The organism is Burkholderia sp. LAS2 (assembly GCF_018417615.1).
GTDB classification, from domain to species: Bacteria; Pseudomonadota; Gammaproteobacteria; order Burkholderiales; family Burkholderiaceae; genus Burkholderia; species Burkholderia sola.
Window position 1 is genome coordinate 2559401 of sequence record NZ_CP071052.1, and the last position, 20141, is coordinate 2579541.

At 68.0% G+C, this 20141-nt stretch carries 19 protein-coding genes and 1 tRNA gene; 13 read left to right on the top strand and 7 right to left on the bottom strand.

What is annotated here, in order from left to right; all coding sequences use genetic code 11:
* Positions 1 to 56: 56 nt before the first annotated feature.
* The gene (locus tag JYG37_RS11800) at positions 57 to 1208 is read right to left on the bottom strand and encodes a helix-turn-helix transcriptional regulator (RefSeq protein ID WP_050013287.1); all 1152 of its coding nucleotides are present in this window, start codon (positions 1206 to 1208) and stop codon (positions 57 to 59) included.
* A gap of 132 nt (positions 1209 to 1340) precedes the next feature.
* Here JYG37_RS11800 and JYG37_RS11805 point away from each other — a divergent pair, with 132 nt between their 5' ends.
* The 6 genes from JYG37_RS11805 to JYG37_RS11830 all read left to right on the top strand — a co-directional run bounded on the left by JYG37_RS11805 (position 1341) and on the right by JYG37_RS11830 (position 5617).
* Positions 1341 to 1514 carry a hypothetical protein gene (locus JYG37_RS11805; RefSeq protein ID WP_235356189.1) on the top strand — a complete coding sequence of 58 codons (174 nt, stop codon included), beginning with the start codon at positions 1341 to 1343 and terminating at the stop codon, positions 1512 to 1514.
* On the top strand, positions 1511 to 2557 hold the full coding sequence (locus JYG37_RS11810; RefSeq protein ID WP_213345432.1) for a porin: 1047 nt from the start codon (positions 1511 to 1513) through the stop codon (positions 2555 to 2557). Before JYG37_RS11805 ends, JYG37_RS11810 begins: the two co-directional genes overlap by 4 nt.
* A 21-nt stretch (positions 2558 to 2578) precedes the next feature.
* Positions 2579 to 3781 carry an MFS transporter gene (locus JYG37_RS11815; protein ID WP_050013290.1) on the top strand — a complete coding sequence of 401 codons (1203 nt, stop codon included), beginning with the start codon at positions 2579 to 2581 and terminating at the stop codon, positions 3779 to 3781.
* A gap of 14 nt (positions 3782 to 3795) precedes the next feature.
* On the top strand, positions 3796 to 4905 hold the full coding sequence (locus JYG37_RS11820; protein WP_089488551.1) for a histone deacetylase-like amidohydrolase: 1110 nt from the start codon (positions 3796 to 3798) through the stop codon (positions 4903 to 4905).
* Positions 4906 to 5016: 111 nt separating this feature from the next.
* Positions 5017 to 5247 carry a hypothetical protein gene (locus JYG37_RS11825; RefSeq protein ID WP_050013292.1) on the top strand — a complete coding sequence of 77 codons (231 nt, stop codon included), beginning with the start codon at positions 5017 to 5019 and terminating at the stop codon, positions 5245 to 5247.
* A gap of 70 nt (positions 5248 to 5317) precedes the next feature.
* Positions 5318 to 5617 (top strand): hypothetical protein, encoded by a 300-nt coding sequence (locus tag JYG37_RS11830; protein ID WP_050013293.1) that lies wholly within the window; start codon positions 5318 to 5320, stop codon positions 5615 to 5617.
* A 148-nt stretch (positions 5618 to 5765) separates the two neighbouring features.
* Here the strand turns inward: JYG37_RS11830 and JYG37_RS11835 are convergent.
* A tRNA-Leu gene (locus JYG37_RS11835) sits at positions 5766 to 5852 on the bottom strand.
* A gap of 249 nt (positions 5853 to 6101) precedes the next feature.
* On the opposite strand from JYG37_RS11835, the gene hpnD reads away from it, so the two are divergent.
* Positions 6102 to 6935: a presqualene diphosphate synthase HpnD gene (hpnD, locus tag JYG37_RS11840; RefSeq protein ID WP_050013294.1), complete on the top strand. Its 834-nt coding sequence runs from the start codon at positions 6102 to 6104 to the stop codon at positions 6933 to 6935.
* Positions 6936 to 6945: 10 nt separating this feature from the next.
* On the opposite strand, the gene JYG37_RS11845 is transcribed toward hpnD, so the two are convergent.
* The 3 genes from JYG37_RS11845 to JYG37_RS11855 form a co-directional block, all read right to left on the bottom strand.
* Positions 6946 to 8166, bottom strand: a complete 1221-nt coding sequence (locus JYG37_RS11845) for a DUF1501 domain-containing protein (protein WP_089488553.1) — start codon at positions 8164 to 8166, stop codon at positions 6946 to 6948.
* Between the two features lie 54 nt (positions 8167 to 8220).
* Complete coding sequence (locus JYG37_RS11850; RefSeq protein ID WP_124630791.1) at positions 8221 to 9726, bottom strand: DUF1800 domain-containing protein; 1506 nt, start codon at positions 9724 to 9726, stop codon at positions 8221 to 8223.
* 134 nt (positions 9727 to 9860) lie between these two features.
* The gene (locus JYG37_RS11855; RefSeq protein WP_006478566.1) at positions 9861 to 10139 is read right to left on the bottom strand and encodes a hypothetical protein; all 279 of its coding nucleotides are present in this window, start codon (positions 10137 to 10139) and stop codon (positions 9861 to 9863) included.
* A 258-nt stretch (positions 10140 to 10397) separates the two neighbouring features.
* Between JYG37_RS11855 and ompR the strand changes: the two genes are divergently transcribed.
* The 4 genes from ompR (at position 10398) to JYG37_RS11875 (ending at position 13877) form a co-directional block, all read left to right on the top strand.
* A complete protein-coding gene (gene ompR, locus JYG37_RS11860; RefSeq protein WP_006478565.1) occupies positions 10398 to 11132 on the top strand; it encodes an osmolarity response regulator transcription factor OmpR in 735 nt (244 codons plus the stop codon).
* A 41-nt stretch (positions 11133 to 11173) separates the two neighbouring features.
* Positions 11174 to 12535 (top strand): ATP-binding protein, encoded by a 1362-nt coding sequence (locus tag JYG37_RS11865; protein WP_050013296.1) that lies wholly within the window; start codon positions 11174 to 11176, stop codon positions 12533 to 12535.
* 189 nt (positions 12536 to 12724) lie between these two features.
* On the top strand, positions 12725 to 13273 hold the full coding sequence (locus JYG37_RS11870) for a peroxiredoxin (RefSeq protein ID WP_006478563.1): 549 nt from the start codon (positions 12725 to 12727) through the stop codon (positions 13271 to 13273).
* Positions 13274 to 13349: 76 nt separating this feature from the next.
* Positions 13350 to 13877: a carboxymuconolactone decarboxylase family protein gene (locus JYG37_RS11875; protein ID WP_050013297.1), complete on the top strand. Its 528-nt coding sequence runs from the start codon at positions 13350 to 13352 to the stop codon at positions 13875 to 13877.
* Positions 13878 to 14003: 126 nt separating this feature from the next.
* Here JYG37_RS11875 and ispF read toward each other — a convergent pair whose 3' ends face one another.
* A complete protein-coding gene (gene ispF / locus JYG37_RS11880) occupies positions 14004 to 14489 on the bottom strand; it encodes a 2-C-methyl-D-erythritol 2,4-cyclodiphosphate synthase (RefSeq protein WP_050013298.1) in 486 nt (161 codons plus the stop codon).
* A 28-nt stretch (positions 14490 to 14517) separates the two neighbouring features.
* Positions 14518 to 15228 (bottom strand): 2-C-methyl-D-erythritol 4-phosphate cytidylyltransferase, encoded by a 711-nt coding sequence (ispD, locus tag JYG37_RS11885; protein WP_050013299.1) that lies wholly within the window; start codon positions 15226 to 15228, stop codon positions 14518 to 14520.
* A 19-nt stretch (positions 15229 to 15247) separates the two neighbouring features.
* Between ispD and mfd the strand changes: the two genes are divergently transcribed.
* Positions 15248 to 18805 (top strand): transcription-repair coupling factor, encoded by a 3558-nt coding sequence (gene mfd, locus JYG37_RS11890; RefSeq protein WP_213345434.1) that lies wholly within the window; start codon positions 15248 to 15250, stop codon positions 18803 to 18805.
* A 104-nt stretch (positions 18806 to 18909) separates the two neighbouring features.
* Positions 18910 to 20130 (top strand): acetylornithine deacetylase, encoded by a 1221-nt coding sequence (argE, locus tag JYG37_RS11895; protein ID WP_089488555.1) that lies wholly within the window; start codon positions 18910 to 18912, stop codon positions 20128 to 20130.
* Positions 20131 to 20141: the final 11 nt, after the last annotated feature.

Here is a 20141-nt window from a genome sequence, read left to right on the forward strand (position 1 = left end):
CGTGCACAACCATTCTGGCAACGCAGTGCGCGCCGCCCGGCACACGTTCGTGCGCTTCAGCGCGGCACGCCGCCGGCTTCCACAGCTTCATCGTCGGTCGCGCCGCCGGTCGCGCCGAGCATGCCGGCGATCTGGCTCTTGTCGTGCATGCCGAGCTTGCGGTACGCGCAGCGCAGGTAGTGGCGCACGGTGGTCGGCGAGATCGCCATCTGCTGCGCGACTTCCTTGTGCGAACGCCCGGCGCCGTAATAGCGGATCGCCGCGAGTTCGCGCGGGCTCAGCCGGTCGAGCAGCGAGCGCGGCCGCGCGTCGATCTGGAACAGCCCCGCGACGGGCACGCACTGGATGCGCAGCGCGTCGCCGACGAACGGCCGGCCCGAGTGGCGCCGCAGGTACGCGACGAGCGGCTCCGGCACGCGCGCGCCGGCCCAGTCCGGCCATTCCGTGCGCAGCACGTCGTCGAAACCGTGATCGGCGTGGTGCAGCACCCCGAAGTTGTCGCACAGCGCACGCGCGGCTGGCGCGACCGTGTCGGCGCGCTCGCGTTCGCGCGTGAGCTGCGCGGCGCGATTGATCGTCAATGCGGCCGCGAGATGCGGAATGACCTCCTCGAAACGACGCGCGTCGTCGTCGCCGAACGGCCGGTTCAGGCCCTGACGGTAGATCGACACGAACGTCGTCAGGCCGAAGCGGCGATCGAGCGTACACACGAACATCAGTTGCGCGAGCCCGTATTTCACGCACCAGTCGCGAAACCGCGCATCGAGCCCCGGCTCGACAACCGACAGCCGCACCGCGCGGCCGTGTGCGCCGTGCAACGTGCGGTGCGCGAGCGGATCGCAATCGCGCACGCGCTTCCAGTCGCTGAAGAACGCGTGCGGCAACCGGTACAAAAAGCTGTTGTGCATCACCGGGCCGGTCGGCAGATGGGTCGCGACGCCCGTCCACGCGGCATCGAACGGCATGAGCGCCTGCAGCAGCGAAAAGAACCGGTACTCGAATTCGCCGATGGCGGACTGCGCGGCCACCGCGTACAGGTCGAGCAGCATCAGGCCGAGTGCGCGCTGCGCTGCGTCGCCACGCGTGACGCCGTCGAAATCGGCGCGACGGGACGGCCGCGGCGGCCACGCGAATTCGTCGAGCACGATGGCGGCCGGCACGTCGCGCAGCGCGTCGAGATCCTGCCCGATATCCGTCGTGATCCTCACCTTCCGCTCCCCTGCCCGGTCGGGCTGCTGATGTGCGCAACGACACCGGCCGATTATAGCGAGCGGCTTTTTTGGCGGGCCGGGGCGCCGGAACGCTCGCCAGCCCCATCCATTTGAACGGTGCGCCGCCGGTTGCTGCTGCGCAGCAACGCGCGCGGCGGCATCGCGGGGCCTTTGCGCCGTGCGTCGCGGGTTTTCCGCACCGTTCATCTGGACGACTGTTCGGCCGTTTTCCCGCTGCGGACACTGCGTCGCGACAACACCAACGACAAACCGATGCAGGACGGTATGGAGAACCCGACGTGACGACACCCCGCTTCATCCGCACGGCCGCGGCCGGCGCGGCGCTTGCCGCATGCGGCGCCGCCGCGCACGCGCAGTCCGCCCTCACGCTGTACGGCGCGCTCGACGCCGGCGTGCAATATCTGACGCACGCCGACGGGCATCGTTCGGCCGTGCGGTTGCAGAACTACGGCATCCTGCCTTCGCAGTTCGGGATCAAGGGCCACGAGGATCTCGGCGGCGGGTGGCGGGCGCTGTTCAAGCTCGAACAGGGCCTCAACCTCAATGACGGCACCGCGACCGTGCCCGGCTACGCGTTCTTCCGCGGCGCATATGTGGGGATCGCCGGGCCGGTCGGCACCGTCACGCTCGGCCGCCAGTTCAGCGTGCTGTTCGACAAGACGCTGTTCTACGACCCGCTCTGGTATGCGTCGTACAGCGGTCAGGGCGTGCTCGTGCCGATGAGCGCGAACTTCATCGACCACTCGGTCAAATACCAGTCGCCGTCGTTCGCCGGCTTCGACGTCGAGGCGCTCGTCGCGACCTCGGGCGTCGCCGGCAATACGCGCGCCGGACGCGTGCTCGAGCTCGGCGGCCAGTACACGAGCAACGGCCTGTCGGTCAGCGCGGTGCTGCATCAGGCGCACGGCGACGTATCGGCGGCGGCCGACGCGTCTGCGCGGCGTCGCGAACTCGGCACGCTCGCCGCGCGTTATGCATTCGCGACGCTGCCGCTCAGCGTGTATGCGGGCGTCGAGCGCCTGACCGGCGACCTCGACGCGGCCCGCACGATCGTCTGGGGTGGCGCGCGCTACCTGACATCGAACGGAATCGGCCTGAACGCGGGCGTCTACCACACCGATTCGCGCACGCCGGCGATCGGCCATCCGACGCTGTTCATCGCGAGCACCACGTACGCGCTGTCCAAACGCACCGTCGCGTACGTGAACCTCGGCTATGCGCGCAACAGCGGCCAGAGTTCGCAGACCGTCTACGAATACGACCCGACGCCGCTCGCCGGCGCGTCGCAGTTCGGCGCGATGGTCGGCATGTACCACCTGTTCTGATTCCGTCAACGAGATCCCGCCATGAAAACCTTGTCCTCCGATGCCGCCCTCTCGCCCGACGGCCGCGCATCGACATTCGCGCGCGCGACGCTCGTCGCGCTCGTCGTGTTCGCGGCCATCACGCCGCTGCTGCTGCTCGTGGCGCCCGCCGTCGCCGGTCGGCTGGCGACGCAGCTCGGTTTGTCCGCGTCGCAAATCGGCATCTACTTCTTCGTCGAACTCGGCGCGTTCAGCGTCGCGACCGTGCCGTCGTACCTGTGGCTCGGTCGCATCGACGCGCGCCGCGTCGCCGCGTTCGCCATCGCGGTGTTCGGCGCGGGCAACCTGCTGACCGCGCTCTGGATGCCGGGCTTTGCCGCGCTGCTCGCGCTGCGCGCCTTCACCGCGCTCGGCGGCGGCTCGCTGATGGTGCTCTGCATGACGAGCGCGGCGACGAGCAAAAACAGCGACCGGGTGTACGGCCTGTGGGTCGTCGGCCAACTGATCGCGGGCGCGATCGGCCTGTTCGTGCTGCCGCACGTGTTCGCCGCATTCGGGCTGCGCGCGCTGTACGTCGGGCTCGCCGCGCTCGCGCTGCTCGCGGCGCCGCTGTCGCGCGGCTTTCCGTCGTCGCTCGGCATGCGGACGGCATCCGCGCACACCGCGCGCAGCGACGCACCGCGAACGCCGCGACGCTTCGTCGTACTCGCCATCGCCGCGGTGCTGACGTTCTATCTCGCGATCGGCAGCGTGTGGACGTTCGCGAGCCGCGCGGCGGCCGAGGCCGGGCTCGATCCGCAGTCGACCGGCAACGTGCTCGCGATCGCGAGCGTGATGGGGATCGCCGGCGCGGCGCTCGCGTCGTGCGCGGGCGGCCGGCTCGCGCGGCGCGCAATGCTGGCGGCCGGTTACGGGCTGCTCGCGGCGTCGCTCGTCGCGCTCGCCGCGCTACGTGACACCGGCGGCTACAGCGCGGCGATCTTCGTGTTCAAGTTCGCGTGGACCTTCGTACTGCCGTTCATCCTCGCGACCGTCGCGCAGATCGACACGTCGGGCCGCCTCGTCGCGACGCTCAATTTCGTGATCGGCGCGGGGCTCGCCGCCGGCCCGCTGCTGGCGGGCTTGATGCTCGACGCCGGCGGCACGATGCGCGCGCTGTTCGCGGCCGCGACGGCCGTCGCGATCGTGTCGTTCGCCGCGCTGCGCCACATCGATCGCCGTTCTTCCGTTTCCTCCCAACCGTGACAGGTCACGCATCCATGAATCGCACTGCCTTCTTCACCGACGAACGCACTTTCTGGCATACCGGCGGCACGCACGCGCTGTTCTTTCCGGTCGGCGGCTGGGTCCAGCCGCCATCGAGCGCGGGCTACGCGGAATCGCCCGATTCGAAGCGCCGCTTCCTGTCGCTCGTGCAGGCATCGGGCCTCGCCGCGCAGTTGGACCTGCGCGGCGCCGAGCCCGCGACGGCCGCCGACCTGCTGCGCATTCATCCCGCGCACTATCTCGACGCGTTCCGCGCGCTGAGCGACGCGAACGGCGGCGACCTCGGCGAGCTCGCGCCGTTCGGCAAAGGCAGCTACGAGATCGCCGCGCTGTCGGCCGGCCTCGCGATCGCGGCGGTCGACGCCGTCGTCGGCAAGCGCGCGGCGAACGCGTTCTCGCTGTCGCGGCCGCCCGGCCATCACTGCCTGCGCGACCGCCCGATGGGCTTCTGCCTGCTCGCGAACATCCCGATCGCGATCGAAGCCGCGCGCGCGAAGCACGGCATCGAGCGCGTCGCGGTGATCGACTGGGACGTGCATCACGGCAACGGCACGCAGTCGATCTACTACGACGATCCCGATACGCTGACGATCTCGCTGCACCAGGACCGCTGCTTCCCGCCCGGCTACAGCGGTGCGGACGATCGCGGCGAAGGCGCGGGCGTCGGCGCGAACCTGAACGTGCCGCTGCTCGCGGGCAGCGGCGACGATGCGTATCGCCATGCGTTCGAGCGGATCGTGCTGCCGGCGCTCGTGCGCTTCCGCCCCGAGCTGATCGTCGTCGCGAGCGGCCTCGATGCGAGCGCGGTCGATCCACTCGCGCGCATGCAGCTGCATACCGACAGCTACCGGTTCATGACCCTCGCGGTGAAGGAAGCCGCGCAGCGCCATTGCGGCGGGCGACTGGTGATCGTTCACGAAGGCGGCTATTCGGAGGCGTACGTGCCGTTCTGCGGGCTCGCGATCGTCGAGGAACTGGCCGGCATTCGCACCGAGGTCGCCGATCCGATGCTCGACCTCGCGATCGCGCAGCAGCCGGACGAGCGGTTCGTCGCGTTCCAGCGCGCACTGCTCGACGAACTGGCCGTGTCGTTCGGGTTGTAACGCGCGGGAACGAACGTGACGGGGCCGGCCCGTGCCGGCCCTTGCGCGATCGGTGCGGATGGGGTTTCCTGTGTCTTTACCCCTGTTCCGGCACGAGGCCGCACTCTTCCGATGAAATCGTCCCCGCGCGACAACAACGACAACGCCAAAACGCGCCGCCAGCCGTCGAAGCTGGCCCTGAACATCGCCGCCGTGACGGTCGGCCTCATCACGTTCGCGATCGGCGCGGCGTGGGTAATCTATAGCTGGATCGTCGATCGCGAAGCGCAGTATTTCGCGATTCCGCTGGTGTTCTCGGTGCCGGTGATCGTGGCCGTCGCGATCCGCAGCTTTTGGGAATAAGTGCGGCGGAAACGACGAAGCGCTCATCTACGAGCCATTTGCAGGCCGGCATGCGTTCCCGGACTGTTGCATGCTGCCCTTCGATACAACACTGAGTGCGGACACAGCCAGCACCGTACCAACCGATTTCAGCACGGATTCCGCGGAAGGAGGCGCACCGCCCGCGATCCGCCACCCCGAGGAAGTCGACGTGGAAGCGGAGCAGTCCAGCGGCTTCCTGACGGTCGCGTCGGGTCTGGCGCTCCACGCCACGTTGTCGGCAGGCGTGGCCGCGACAGCCGGCATGGCCAGCATCAGCGCCAGAACGCCGATCGACGTGCGTATGGTGTGGGTCATCGACGGTCCCCGGTTGAACAGCCCGCGTGTATAAAAGGCTTTGCCATGTTACATGCCGCCGATTTAACGTGCCTGCGCAAACGGCATCCTCCCGGCTGACGGCCATCAACAAAAAAGCGCTGCGGTCAGCCGACCGGCAGCGCTTTTTCGCGAACGTGCCCTGACGGGGCACGTTCGACTTCTGGTGCGTGAGGCCGGACTCGAACCGGCACACCCTTGCGGGCGTCAGGACCTAAACCTGGTGCGTCTACCAATTTCGCCACTCACGCGTATTTCCGTCGCCTGATCGCGCGGGACGCAAGATGCGTGCTCCACGCGCCCGGGGCTTGCCCGGGACTTCTCACGCCGGCCCGAAAACCGGCACGCCCGATCAGGCGAGCGCGAGATTCTACCCGATCCGTTCGGCGTTGTCTCGCCCCGTCGGCGCCCGTCGTGCCGCGGTGCTAGAATGCCGCGCTCGACGTTTCGGCAGCGCGCCGCCGCGCGTCCCCCGAACCCGCCCCCACCCGATTTCGCCCGTGAACTTCGACGACTACTGTCAGCAAAAGGCCGCCCCCGCCGGCTCCAGCGTCTACTACGCGCTGCGCCAGGCGCCGCTCGCCACGCAGCCGCGCCTGACCGCGCTGTTCGCGCTGCGCCGCGAACTCGAGGAAACCGTCAAGGAAACCAGCGATCCGACCGTCGGACACACGAAGCTCGCGTGGTGGCACAAGGAACTCGCGGCACTCGCCGACGGGCAGCCGTCGCACCCGGTCACGAAGGCGCTCGCGCAGCATCACCCGGCAATCGCCGCGGAAGCCGATGCATTGCGCACGCTCGTCAACGGTTACGGGATGGACCTCGAACAGGCGCGCTACCTCGATTTCGCGAACCTGCAGCGCTATATCGCGCAGGTCGGCGGCACGTTCGCGTCGCTGGTTGCGCGCGCCAGTTCGCCGAATCCGGCCGATCCGCAGCCGTGGGCCGCGGACGTCGGCCGCGCGCTGATGCTCGCGCAATTCGTGCAGGAGCTCGGCAATGACGCGCGCCACGGCCGCATTTATTTGCCGATCGACGAACTCCAGCGCTACAACGTGACCGCGGCCGATCTGCTGAATCGCCGCTACAGCCCGGCCTTCACCGAATTGCTGCAATTCCAGACGACCCGCGCGCGCGAAGCGCTCGCGGCCGCCGATGCGGCGATTCCCGCCGCCGAACGTCGCGCGCAGCGCACACTGCGCGCGCAGCTCGCGCTGGCCGGGGCGCTGCTCGACGAAATCGCGCGCGACGGCTACCAGGTGCTGCACCAGCGCATTGCGCTCACGCCGATCCGCAAGCTGTGGATCGCGTGGCGCGCCGCACGCCGCCGCTGAGCGGCGCGCCTCACACCTTCAGCAGCGGCAGCGTATCGAAACGCTGCTGCAGCACGCGCGTCGCATCGAGCCCCCACCACGGCCCAAGCACGGTCGCGTAAAGCTGGCGGAAATCGACCGCGACCGGCAGGTTGCCGTTGCCGTCGAGCCGCCCGAGCGCCGGCGGCGCACCGTACAACCCGCCCGCCACGCGGCCGCCCATCACGAAATGCGGCGCGGCCGTGCCGTGATCGGTGCCGTTGCTCTGGTTCTCGCGCACGCGCCGCCCGAATTCCGCATACGTCATCACGAGCGTCTCGTTCCAGCGCCCGAGTTCGATCAACGCCGCGCGCATCGCGCTCATCCCGTCCGCGAACTGCTTGAGCAGCGCGGCGTGCTGCCCCGGCTGGTTCTGGTGCGTGTCGAAGCCGTTGAGCGTCAGGCGCAGCACCGCGACACCGTCCTGCGCGCCGGGGCCGGACGCTTCGCACGCGGCCAGCACCTGCATCGCGGTCTTGACCGACGTGCCGAACGCGCCGGCCGGAAAGGCCGTCCTGAATTCGCGCATCCCGCCGCGCGGGCGCAGCCGGTCGGCCGCCTTCACGATGTCGTTCTCGACGTCGATGATGTGCGCGAGCGCCGGGTTCTGCTCGCGCAGCGACGACGGTTCGGCGAGCCGGGCCGCACGGATGAACTGCGCGGGATTGACGAGCGCGATCGCGCGCGCGCCGTTCGACAGCGGCCCCATCTCGGCGCTGCCGAGCACGACGCCGTCCGCCGCGAAACCGGGCGGCACGGGCGCCTGCGCGAACGTGCGCGTGAGCCAGCCTTCGTGCAGGTACTGATCCGAGCGCGACGCGGTGTCCCAGATCTCGATCGAACGGAAATGCGACAGGTTCGGCTGCGGATAGCCGACCCCCTGCACGACCGCGACCTGCCCGTCGCGCCACAGCGGCATCAGCGGCGCGAGCGACGGGTGCAGCCCCGTCTGCGCGTCGAGCTGCAGCACCTGGTCGCGCTTGATGCCGATGCTGCGCCGGAGCGGGTAATACAACGGATCGGCATACGGCACCACCGTGTTGAGGCCGTCGTTGCCGCCCTTCAACTCGACGAGGATCAGCACGTTCGCATACCCGGTCGCGGACTTGCGCCCGGCCGGCGTCGCGGCAGCCGCCATCGCGGGCGCTTGCCACATCGACACGCCGGCAGCGACCGCGGCGCCTGCGAGCGTCAGAAAATCACGTCGGTTCATCGCACATCCTTTGGTTCGCCGCCGCGGCAGCTGCCCGCTTCGTCGTCGTTTGCATCATTTCAGTTGATAGGCCGGATCCATCAGCAGCGCCTCGAGATACGCGCTGCCGGTCGAATCCGTGTCGATCGCCGCGACCGGCGAAAGCTGCAACACCGCGTGCTGCAACTGCAGTTCGGTCGACAATCCCGCGACCGCCTGCGGCCGCGCGCGATACTGGGCGAGCCAGCGTTCGAGGTCGAAACGCAGGCCGCCGCGCGCCGGCTTCGCCGGCAGGCCGCGCAGGCCGACAGCGGACGCCGTGTCGATCACCGGCATCGCGTGCGCACGCGCGTTCGGCGGCGGCGTCATCGCGCCACGGGCCGGCGGCCGCATGCCGGCCGTCTCGGTCGCGCGGAACAGCTGCTCGACGAACTGCTTGCGCGACAGCAGCGTGGTGCTGTTGATCCACAGCGCGCCGCCCGGCCAACCCTTCACGTTCGGCGGATAGAACAGGTTCTGCCCGAGCGTGCGCACGGTGTCCGCGAGCATCTGCGGATCGCCGTACGCGACGTCGAACAGCCGCACCGACCCGACCACGAATTCCGCCGGCGACTTGACCAGCACGCCGCGGTTGCGCGGATCCCAGAACGCGTCGGTCGACCACAGCGCGGCGAGCGCCGCGCGAATGTCGTAGCCGCTCGCGCGAAACCGTTCGGCGACCGCATCGAGCGCACCCGGCTCCGGCGCATCGGACACGAACTCGCGCCACAGCTTGCCGGCGATGAAACGCGCGGTGCCCGGCCGCTTCAGCAGGACGTCGAGAAAGCCATCGCCGTCGAACGGCCCGGTTTCGCCGAGGATCGTCTTGTCGCCGGCATCGTGCCAGTCGGGCCGCACCGCGAAGCGCAGCGTATCGGGATCGACGGTCCAGCCCGTCATCGCGCGCGCGGCTTCGGTCACGTCGTATTGTGTGTAGTGCCCTTCGCCGAGCGTGAACAGCTCCATCACCTCGCGCGCGAAATTCTCGTTCGGCCGCCCCTTGCGATTGCTCGCGCCGTCGAGATACTGCAGCATCGCCGGGTCCTTCGCGACCGCGTGCAGCAGCGTGCCGAAGTTGCCGAGCGCCTCGCGGCGAAACAGCGCGTTCTGCGCGGCCATCGTTTGCGGATAAGGGACCTTGTCCTGTCCGGACGTGAAATGCCCATGCCAGAACAGCGTCATGCGCTCGGTCAGCGGCGACGGCGTCGCGACCATCTCGTTGACCCAGGCCGCGCGCAACGCATCATAGCGGCGATTGCGCTCGCGCTGCTCGTCGCGCCGCATGTCGGGCGTCAGCGCCTGGCGCTGCGCGCGCGTCGGCGGCGGCTCGGCGAGCCAGTCGGGCCACGTCGTGACGGGTTCGCGTCGCGCGCTGCCGAGGGTGTCGGCGACGACCTGCGCGCGCGTCATGCCGACGATGCGCGCGACCTCGGCGGGCGCGGGAGAGAAACCGGTGCGGCTGAGGAAAAACAGTGCGTCGTCGGCATCGAGCGGCGACTGCATGGCAGGCGACGGCGCCGGTGCGGCAGCGTTCGCTTTCATCGTCATGGACTCCGGGAACGCACCGGCGGTGCGGATGCCCGTACAACGGCATTCGGCAGCAGAAAGTTGACGGAAAAAGTGCTACGAATTCTTTCCGCGCGGACACTTCCGCGCAAGAAGAATGACGGCACGCGTCAGCGCTTGTACAGCTCGCGAACGGCGTCTTCGATGTGCTGGCGCAACAGGTGCCGCTCTTCGGGCGTCATGTGCCCGTCGCGGCGGCGCTGTTCGAGATCGGGAGGCACGGCGGAACGGACCGTCATATCGGCGGCGCGATCGGGTTGCGGCGCTTTGCCGCGCGGCAGCTTGCGCGACGATGCGCCCTGCTCGGGGCGCTGCGCATACGCGAAGTTCGACGCATACGGACCGGCAAGCGCGATCGTCAGCATCAGTGCAATCCGGGCAGATCGCATGACCGTCCTCGCTTCTTTGGTCGATTTGTTCCCTTCGTCACGCGGCAACCGGTTACCTCTGGTACTTGAAAAACCCTGCGGAATTCGGGTGTGCAAAGATGAAAGATGGAGTGCAGGGGAGTATCTACCGAATTTCGGCTTCGAGTAAAGGAATCTCTATAGCCTGCCTTTACTCGGCGCGACACTACGGGTAAATTTTGTAACCGACTGTAACGCACGAAAATCCCCGGCCGTGCGTCAATTCCCATTCGCGATAAGATGCCGATCATGGAAACGAAAAACCCCTCCAAGATTCTCGTCGTCGACGACGACCCTCGCCTGCGCGATCTGCTGCGCCGCTACCTCGGCGAACAGGGTTTCAACGTCTACGTCGCGGAAAACGCGACCGCGATGAACAAGCTCTGGGTACGCGAGCGCTTCGACCTGCTCGTGCTCGACCTGATGCTGCCGGGCGAAGACGGCCTGTCGATCTGCCGCCGGCTGCGCGGCAGCAACGACCGCACGCCGATCATCATGCTCACCGCGAAGGGCGAAGACGTCGATCGCATCGTCGGCCTCGAGATGGGCGCCGACGATTACCTGCCGAAGCCGTTCAACCCGCGCGAACTGGTCGCGCGCATTCACGCGGTGCTGCGCCGCCAGGCGCCGGCCGAACTGCCGGGCGCGCCGTCGGAAACCACCGAGGTGTTCGAGTTCGGCGAATTCTCGCTGAACCTCGCCACGCGCACGCTGACGAAGTCCGGCCAGGAAATTCCGCTGACCACCGGCGAATTCTCCGTGCTGAAGGTGTTCGCGCGCCATCCGCGCCAGCCGCTGTCGCGTGAAAAGCTGATGGAACTCGCGCGCGGCCGCGAATACGAAGTGTTCGACCGCAGCCTCGACGTGCAGATCTCGCGCCTGCGCAAGCTGATCGAGCCGGATCCGGGCAGCCCGCGCTTCATCCAAACCGTCTGGGGCCTCGGCTACGTGTTCATCCCGGACGGCGCCGCCTGAGCTTCTTCCTTCCCGGTTTCGCCCCGCCCACGGCCCGTCCCATGCGTATCGACCGGCGCCTTTTGCAGCTCGCGTTCGGCGGGCTGTTCTGGCGCACCTTCCTGCTGATCGCGCTGCTGATCTCGGTCAGTCTCGCCGCGTGGTTCCAGAGCTTTCGCGTGATCGAGCGGGAGCCGCGTGCGCAGCGCGTCGCGCTCCAGCTCGTCGCGGTCGTGAAGCTCACGCGCACCGCCCTGCTCTATTCCGATCCCGACTTGCGGCGCGCGCTGCTGCAGGATCTCGAGAGCAACGAGGGCGTGCGCGTGTACCCGCGCGAGAAAACCGACAAGTTCAAGCTGCAGCCCGACGAATCGCTGAACCGCCTGATCGAACACGACATCCGCAGCCGCCTCGGCGACGATACCGTGATCGCGCAGTCGGTCAACGACATTCCCGGCGTGTGGATCAGCTTCAAGATCGACGACGACGATTACTGGGTCGCGCTCGACCGCGACCAGCTCGACAACGTCACGGGCCTGCAGTGGGCCGGCTGGGGGTTGTTCGCGCTCGCGCTGTCGCTGTTCGGCTCCGCATTCATCACGAGCCTCGTGAACCGGCCGTTCTCGCGGCTCGCGCTCGCCGCGCGCCAGGTCGGTTCGGGCCAGGCGCCCGAGCCGCTGCCCGAGCGCGGGATGGGCGTCGCGGCCGACACCAACCGCAGCTTCAACCAGATGGTGCGCGACCTCGAACAGCTCGAGGCCGATCGCGCGCTGATGCTCGCGGGCATCTCGCACGACCTGCGCACGCCGCTCGCGCGGCTGCGGCTCGAAACCGAGATGAGCCCGTCCGACCAGGCGACCAAGGACGCGATGGTCGACGACATCGAACAGATGGACCGCATCATCGCGGCCTTCATCGACTATGCGCGCCCGTCGCAGCGCAAGCCCGAGCCCGTCGACCTGTCGTCGGTCGCGCACGAAGTCGCCGCGCGCGTGTCGGGCGAGGACGGCGTCGAGATCCGCACGCGGCTCGCGCCGAGCGCGATCATCGAAGCCGACGAGACCGACATGCGGCGCGTGATCGGCAACCTCGTCGAGAACGCGCGCAAGTACGGTCAGAGCAAACAGGACGGCATTTCGCGCATCACGCTCGAGACGCGCGTGTCGCATGCGCGCGTCGAGCTGTCGGTGAGCGACGAAGGCCCCGGCATTCCCGAGGATCAACTGCCGCTCGTGATGCGGCCGTTCTACCGCGTCGACACCGCCCGCACCAAGGCGGACGGCACGGGCCTCGGAATGGCGATCGTGCTGCGGCTCGTCGGCCGCTATCGCGGCGCGCTGCGCCTGCGCAACCGCCACCCGGAAGCCGGCCTCGAGGTCACGCTGGAATTCCCCGGCGCCGGCAAGGCGCGTGCGACCGCGTGACACGCTCGCGCACGCATCTTGCGCGTCACACTATCGACCCGGTTGACAAAAGCTATGAGAGTCGTTAGTCAAAATCTATTGAAGCGCCTTGCTAATAGTGTTATAGTTTTCCCCATGCTGTCACATCATCGTTGCAGCACCGAGGTAGCTTGACTCAGTCTTCTTCCCAACTCACACAGGAGTATCCGCATGAAAACCGTGGGCGATAAACTCGAAGCTTTCACCGTCGTAGCCGCGAAGCCGGGCTTCAATAATCACGAGGAAAACGGCCAGTCGGCGTTCGAGACCGTCACCGAAGCGTCGTTCCCGGGCAAGTGGAAGATCATCTACTTCTATCCGAAGGATTTCACGTTCGTGTGCCCGACGGAAATCGTCGAATTCGCGAAGCTCACGAAGCAGTTCGAAGAGCGCGACGCCGTCCTGCTCGGCGGCAGCTCGGACAACGAATTCGTCAAGCTCGCATGGCGTCGTGAGCACAAGGACCTCGACAAGCTGAACCACTACTCGTTCGGCGACGTCAAGGGCGAACTGATCGACCAGCTCGGCGTGCGCGACAAGGAAGCCGGCGTGGCCCTGCGTGCAACGTTCATCGTCGATCCGGACAACACGATCCAGCACGTGTCGGTGAACAACCTGAACGTCGGCCGCAGCCCGGAAGAAGTCCTGCGCATTCTGGACGGCCTGCAAACGGACGAACTGTGCCCGTGCAACCGCGCAGTCGGCGGCGCAACGCTGTAAGCGTAGCAATGCACGAAGCCCGCGGCGCACGTCCTGCCTGCGGGCTTTTTTAACGGCCAACCCATAGGAGATATCAATGGAATTCATCGACTCGATTAAGGCACGTATCCCCGACTACGCGAAGGACATTCGCCTGAACCTCGATGGCACGATCTCGCGCTCGTCGCTCGAAGGCACCGATGCGGTCGGCGTGGCGCTGGCGGCGGCCATCGCGGCGAAGAGCACGGTGCTCGTGAAGACGATCCGCGAAGCCGGCGTGCTGTCGCCCGAAGAGACCAACGCCGTGCTGACGGCGGCCGCGCTGATGGGGATGAACAACACCTGGTATCCGTATGTCGAGATGGCCGACGACGCCGACCTGAAGACGCAGCGCGCCGAATTGCGGATGGGTGCGTACGCGACGCACGGCGGCGTCGACAAGCGCAAATTCGAGATGTACGCGCTCGCCGCGTCGATCGTCGGCAAGTGCCACTTCTGCGTGAAGTCGCACTATGCGCTGCTGAAGAACGAGCAAGGGATGACGACGACGCAACTGCGCGACGTCGGCCGCATCGCGTCGGTGATCAACGCCGCCGCGCAGGTGATCGCCGCCGAAGGCGAATAAGCGGTTGCACGGCGCGCGGCCGTGAGCCGCGCCTGCTGCAAACGAAAATGCCACGCATTCGCGTGGCATTTTTCATTTCAACGGCGCGGCGTGCGGCGCGAACCGCACGCGCCGCCGTCAAGGTCGTCAGCCGCCCTGCTTCACCAGCAACGCGGCAGCCTGCGCCTCGATCCCCTCGCCGCGGCCGAGATAGCCGAGCTTCTCGTTGGTCTTCGCCTTCACGTTCACGCGATCGAGCGGCAGCCCGAGATCGGCCGCGATGTTCGCGCGCATCCCTTCGATATGCGGTGCCAGCTTCGGCGCCTGGGCGATCACGGTGGTGTCCACGTTCTGGATCGTGAAGCCGGCCGCCTTGATGCGTGCGGCGCACTCGCGCAGCAGCACGCGGCTGTCGGCGCCCTTGAATGCCGCGTCCGTGTCGGAAAAATGGCGGCCGATGTCGCCGAGCGCCGCCGCGCCGAACAGCGCGTCGGTGATCGCGTGCAGCAGCACGTCCGCGTCCGAGTGGCCGAGCAGGCCGCGTTCGTACGGAATCGTCACGCCGCCGATGATGAGGGGGCGCCCCTCGACGAGCTGGTGCACGTCGTAGCCTTGTCCGATTCTGAAATCCATGCGTGTTCCGATTGAGAGGGGGTGAATGTCAGGAAGCGTTCGCGGGGCGCGCGAGGATCGCTTCCGCGAGCGCGAAGTCTTCCGGATACGTGACCTTGAAATTGCGCAGGCTGCCCTGCACGACGCGCGGCGTATGACCAGCCCATTCGATCGCGCTGGCCTCGTCGGTCAGGTCGTGCCCTTCGCGCTGCGCCTGCAGGATCGCGTCGCGCAGCATGCCGATGCGGAACATCTGCGGCGTCTGCGCCTGCCACAGCGCGTCGCGCGACTCGGTGCGCGCGATCGCGTCGCCGCCGGCCGGCACGCGCTTGAGCGTATCGGCCACCGGCAGCGCGACGATCCCGCCGACCGGGTCGTCCTTCAGCGTCGCGACCAGCGTGCGGATCAGCGCCGGCGTGATGCCCGGGCGCGCGGCGTCGTGCACGAGCACCCAGTCGTGGTCGGTCGCGCCGAATTCGGCCAGCTCCAGCAGCCCGTTCAGCACCGACGCCTGCCGCGAGCCGCCGCCGCAGCGGCGCACCGCGAAGCGCAGGCCCGCGAAGCGGCGCGCGTCGAAATGGGAATCGTCGGGCGCGAGCACGACGAGCGTCTGCGCGAACTCGCTGCATGCGTCGAACGCAGCGAGCGTGTAGTGCAGCAGCGCGCGGCCGGCCAGCGTGCGGTATTGCTTCGGCACGGCCGAACCGGAACGGCTGCCCGTGCCGGCGCAAGGAATCAGGGCGAAAAGTCGGGGAGTCACGAAGGGAAACGCCGGAAAGGTGAAATCGAGAAGCGGATTTTATAATAGGTCTTTCGTCTCGACCGGCGCACGCGATGCGCCCGTGCACGCCACCCCTGTCGTCCCTATGCCAGATAACGCTTCCACCCCGTCCGCTTCACCCGTTGCCCGCGTCAAGCCCGGCCAGCGTTTTGCCTTCGACGGCGCGCACGGCTCCGCCGACGCGCTCGCCATCGCCCGTTATCTCGCCGACAACCGCCAGGACGTGCCGCTCCTCGCGGTGATCTGCGCGAACGCGGTCGACGCGCAGCGGCTGTCGCAGGAAATCCGCTACTTTTCGCCCGATGCGCGCGTGCGCCTGCTGCCCGACTGGGAAACGCTGCCGTACGACACCTTCTCGCCGCACCAGGACCTCGTGTCCGAGCGCCTCGCCACGCTGCACGACCTCGGCGAGGGCCGCTGCGACATCCTGCTCGTGCCCGCGACCACCGCGCTGTACCGGATGCCGCCCGCGTCGTTCATGGCCGCGTACACGTTCGCGTTCGCGCAGGGCGAGCGGCTCGACGAGGCGAAGCTGAAGGCGCAGCTCACGCTGGCCGGCTACGAGCACGTGAGCCAGGTCGTGCGGCCCGGCGAATACTGCGTGCGCGGCTCGCTGATCGACCTGTACCCGATGGGTTCGCCGCTGCCGTACCGGATCGACCTGTTCGACGACCAGGTCGATTCGATTCGCGCGTTCGATCCCGATACGCAGCGCAGCCTCTATCCGGTGCGCGACGTGCGCCTGCTGCCCGGCCGCGAGTTCCCGTTCGACGAAGCGGCGCGCACGGCCTTCCGCAGCCGCTGGCGCGAAACCTTCGAAGGCGATCCGAGCCGCGCGCCGATCTACAAGGACATCGGCAACGGCGTGCCGTCGGCCGGCATCGAGTACTACCTGCCGCTGTTCTTCGACGAGACGGCCACGCTGTTCCACTACCTGCCGCAGGACGCGCACCTCGTGTTCACCGGCGATCTCGACGCGTCGATCCGCCGCTTCACGGCCGATACGAAGCAGCGTCACGCGTTCCTCGCACACGATCGCGAGCGGCCGATCCTCGAGCCGCAGCGGCTGTTCCTGTCCGACGAGGATTTCTTCGCGTTCGCGAAGCCGTTCGCGCGCGTCGTGCTGCCCGCGCAGCCGGCCGGCGGCTGGGCGACCGCGCTGCCCGAACTGACCGTCGACCGCCATGCGGACGATCCGCTCGCGTCGCTGCGCACGTTCGTCGAATCGTCGGGCAAGCGCGTGCTGCTGACGGTCGAATCGGCCGGCCGCCGCGAGACGATCCTGCAACTGCTGGCCGAACACCACATGCGCCCCGCGTCGAACGACGACTTCGCGGGCTGGCTCGCGAGCGACGAACGCTTCGCGCTCGGCGTCGCGCCGCTCGCGAACGGCTTCGCGGTGCCGGGCGAAGGCTATGCGATCGTCACCGAAACCGAGCTGTACGGCGCGCTCGGCCGCCGCGCGGGCCGCCGCCGGCAGGAACAGGCGAGCAACGTCGACGCGATGGTGCGCGACCTGTCGGAGCTGAAGGTCGGCGATCCGGTCGTCCACGCGCAGCACGGCATCGGCCGCTACATGGGCCTCGTTTCGATGGATCTCGGCGAGGGCGAAACCGAATTCCTGCATCTCGAATACTCGGGCGACAGCAAGCTCTACGTGCCCGTCGCGCAACTGCACGTGATCTCGCGCTACAGCGGCGCCGACCCCGACAGCGCGCCGCTGCACGCGCTCGGCTCCGGCCAGTGGGAGCGCGCGAAGCGCAAGGCCGCGCAGCAGATCCGCGATACGGCCGCCGAGTTGCTGAACCTGTACGCACGCCGCGCGGCCCGCGAAGGCCATGCGTTCTCGCTCGACCCGCGCGACTACGTGAAATTCGCGGAAAGCTTCGGCTTCGAGGAAACGCCCGACCAGGCCGCGGCGATCGCGGCCGTGATCGGCGACATGACGAGCGGCAAGCCGATGGACCGCCTCGTGTGCGGCGACGTCGGCTTCGGCAAGACCGAGGTCGCGCTGCGCGCGGCATTCATCGCGGTGCTCGGCGGCAAGCAGGTCGCGCTGCTGTCGCCGACCACGCTGCTCGCCGAGCAGCACACGCAGACCTTCGCCGACCGCTTCGCGGACTGGCCGGTGCGGATCGTCGAGCTGTCGCGCTTCAAGACCGCGAAGGAAGTGAACGCGGCGATCGCGCAGATCAACGAAGGCAGCGTCGACATCGTGATCGGCACGCACAAGCTGCTGTCGTCGGACGTGCAGTTCAAGCGCCTCGGCCTCGTGATCATCGACGAGGAACACCGCTTCGGCGTGCGCCAGAAGGAAGCGCTGAAGGCGCTGCGCGCGGAAGTCGACGTGCTGACGCTCACCGCGACGCCGATCCCGCGGACGCTCGGGATGGCGCTCGAAGGGCTGCGCGATTTCTCGGTGATCGCGACCGCGCCGCAGAAGCGGCTCGCGATCAAGACCTTCGTGCGCCGCGAGGAGGAAAGCGTGATCCGCGAGGCGATGCTGCGCGAGCTGAAGCGCGGCGGCCAGGTGTACTTCCTGCACAACGAGGTCGAGACGATCGAGAACCGCAAGGCGATGCTCGAGGCGCTCGTGCCCGAAGCGCGCATCGTGATCGCGCACGGCCAGATGCACGAGCGCGAACTCGAACGCGTGATGCGCGATTTCGTCGCGCAGCGCGCGAACGTGCTGCTGTGCACGACCATCATCGAGACCGGCATCGACGTGCCGAGCGCGAACACGATCATCATGCACCGCGCGGACAAGTTCGGCCTCGCGCAGCTTCACCAGTTGCGCGGCCGCGTTGGCCGCTCGCACCACCAGGCGTACGCGTACCTGCTGGTGCACGATCCGCAGTCGCTGACCAAGCAGGCGCAGCGCCGGCTGGAAGCGATCCAGCAAATGGAGGAACTGGGCTCGGGCTTCTATCTCGCGATGCACGACCTCGAGATCCGCGGCACCGGCGAGGTGCTCGGCGACAAGCAGTCGGGCGAAATCCACGAGATCGGCTTCCAGCTCTATACGGACATGCTGAACGACGCGGTGAAGGCGCTGAAGAACGGCAAGGAGCCCGACCTCACCGCCCCGCTCGCCGCGACGACCGAAATCAACCTGCATGCGCCCGCGATCCTGCCGGCCGACTACTGCGCGGACGTGCAGGAGCGGCTGTCGCTGTACAAGCGGCTCGCGAACTGCGAGCACGGCGACGCGATCGACGGCATCCAGGAGGAATTGATCGACCGCTTCGGCAAGCTGCCGCCGCAGGCGCACGCGCTCGTCGAGACGCACCGGCTGCGGATCGCCGCGAAGCCGCTCGGCATCGTGAAGATCGATGCGAGCGAAGTCGCGATCGGCCTGCAGTTCGAGCCGAATCCGCCGATCGACCCGATGCGGATCATCGAGATGGTGCAGAAGCATCGCCACATCAAGCTCGCGGGCCAGGACAAGCTGCGCATCGAGACGCGCTCGCCCGATCTCGCGATCCGCGTATCGACGATCAAGGAAACGCTGCGCGCGCTCGGCCCGAAACAGGGGGCGGCCGTCGCGGCCCGCTGATGCCATCCTGACGGGCGCGACGTTGCTGCACCGCATCGCGCCCGACGAAGGCGGGCCGGCGCGTTTTTGAGTATGATTTCCCATTCATCAGACGGAGTTTTGCCATGTCCACTCTCGACGCGACGGCGCCGTCCGCCGCCACCGAAGGCGACGCATCGCTCGTCAGCCTGCCCTGGGTCAAGCAACTCGTGTCGATGGACACGACGAGCCGCGTGCCGAACCTCGGCCTGATCGAAACGGTGCGCGACGCGCTCGCCGCAAAAGGCATCGCGTCGACGATCACGCACGATCCGCGCGAGGGCTGGGCGAACCTGTTTGCCACCGTGCCCGCGCACGACGGTTCGACGAACGGCGGCATCGTGCTGTCGGGCCACACCGACGTCGTGCCGGTCGACGGCCAGCAATGGGACAGCAACCCGTTCGCGCCGGAAATCCGCGACGGCCGCCTGTACGGCCGCGGCACCTGCGACATGAAGGGCTTCATCGGCGCGGCGCTCGCGCTGCTGCCCGAGATGCAGGCAACCAAGCTCGCGAAGCCGATCCATTTCGCGCTGTCCTACGACGAGGAAATCGGCTGCGCCGGCGCGCCGCTGATGATCGCCGATCTCGTGAAGCGCGGCGTGCAGCCGTCGGGCTGCATCGTCGGCGAGCCGACCAGCATGCGGCCGATCATCGCGCACAAGGGCATCAACGCGTACCGCTGCTGCGTGCGCGGCCACGCCGCGCATTCGTCGCTGACACCGAAGGGGCTCAACGCGATCGAGTATGCGGCGCGCCTCATCTGCCACATCCGCGACATCGCCGACCGTTTCCGCGCCGAAGGCCCGTTCGACGAGCTGTACGACGTGCCGTTCACGACCGCGCAGACGAGTACGATCCAGGGCGGCAACGCGATCAACACGGTGCCGGCCGAGTGCCGCTTCGACTTCGAATTCCGCAACCTGCCGACGCTCGATCCCGAGCAGATCTTTACGCGCATCGAAGCGTATGCGCAGCAAACGCTGCTGCCGCAGATGCGGCGCGAGCATCCGAACGCCGCGATCGAGTTCTCGAAGATCGCCGCGGCGCCCGGCCTCGACGCAACCGAACAGGCGGCGATCACGCAGCTCGTGCGCGCGCTGACGGCCGACCAGGACAAGCGCAAGGTCGCATACGGCACCGAGGCCGGGCTGTTCGAACGCGCGGGCATCCCGAGCGTCGTGTGCGGGCCCGGCAACATCGAGCAGGCGCACAAGCCGAACGAATATGTCGAGCTCGCGCAGCTCGCCGGCTGCGAGCAGTTCCTGCGCAAGTTCATCCGCAGCATGTCGGTCGACGCGCACTGACTGCCTCCCGC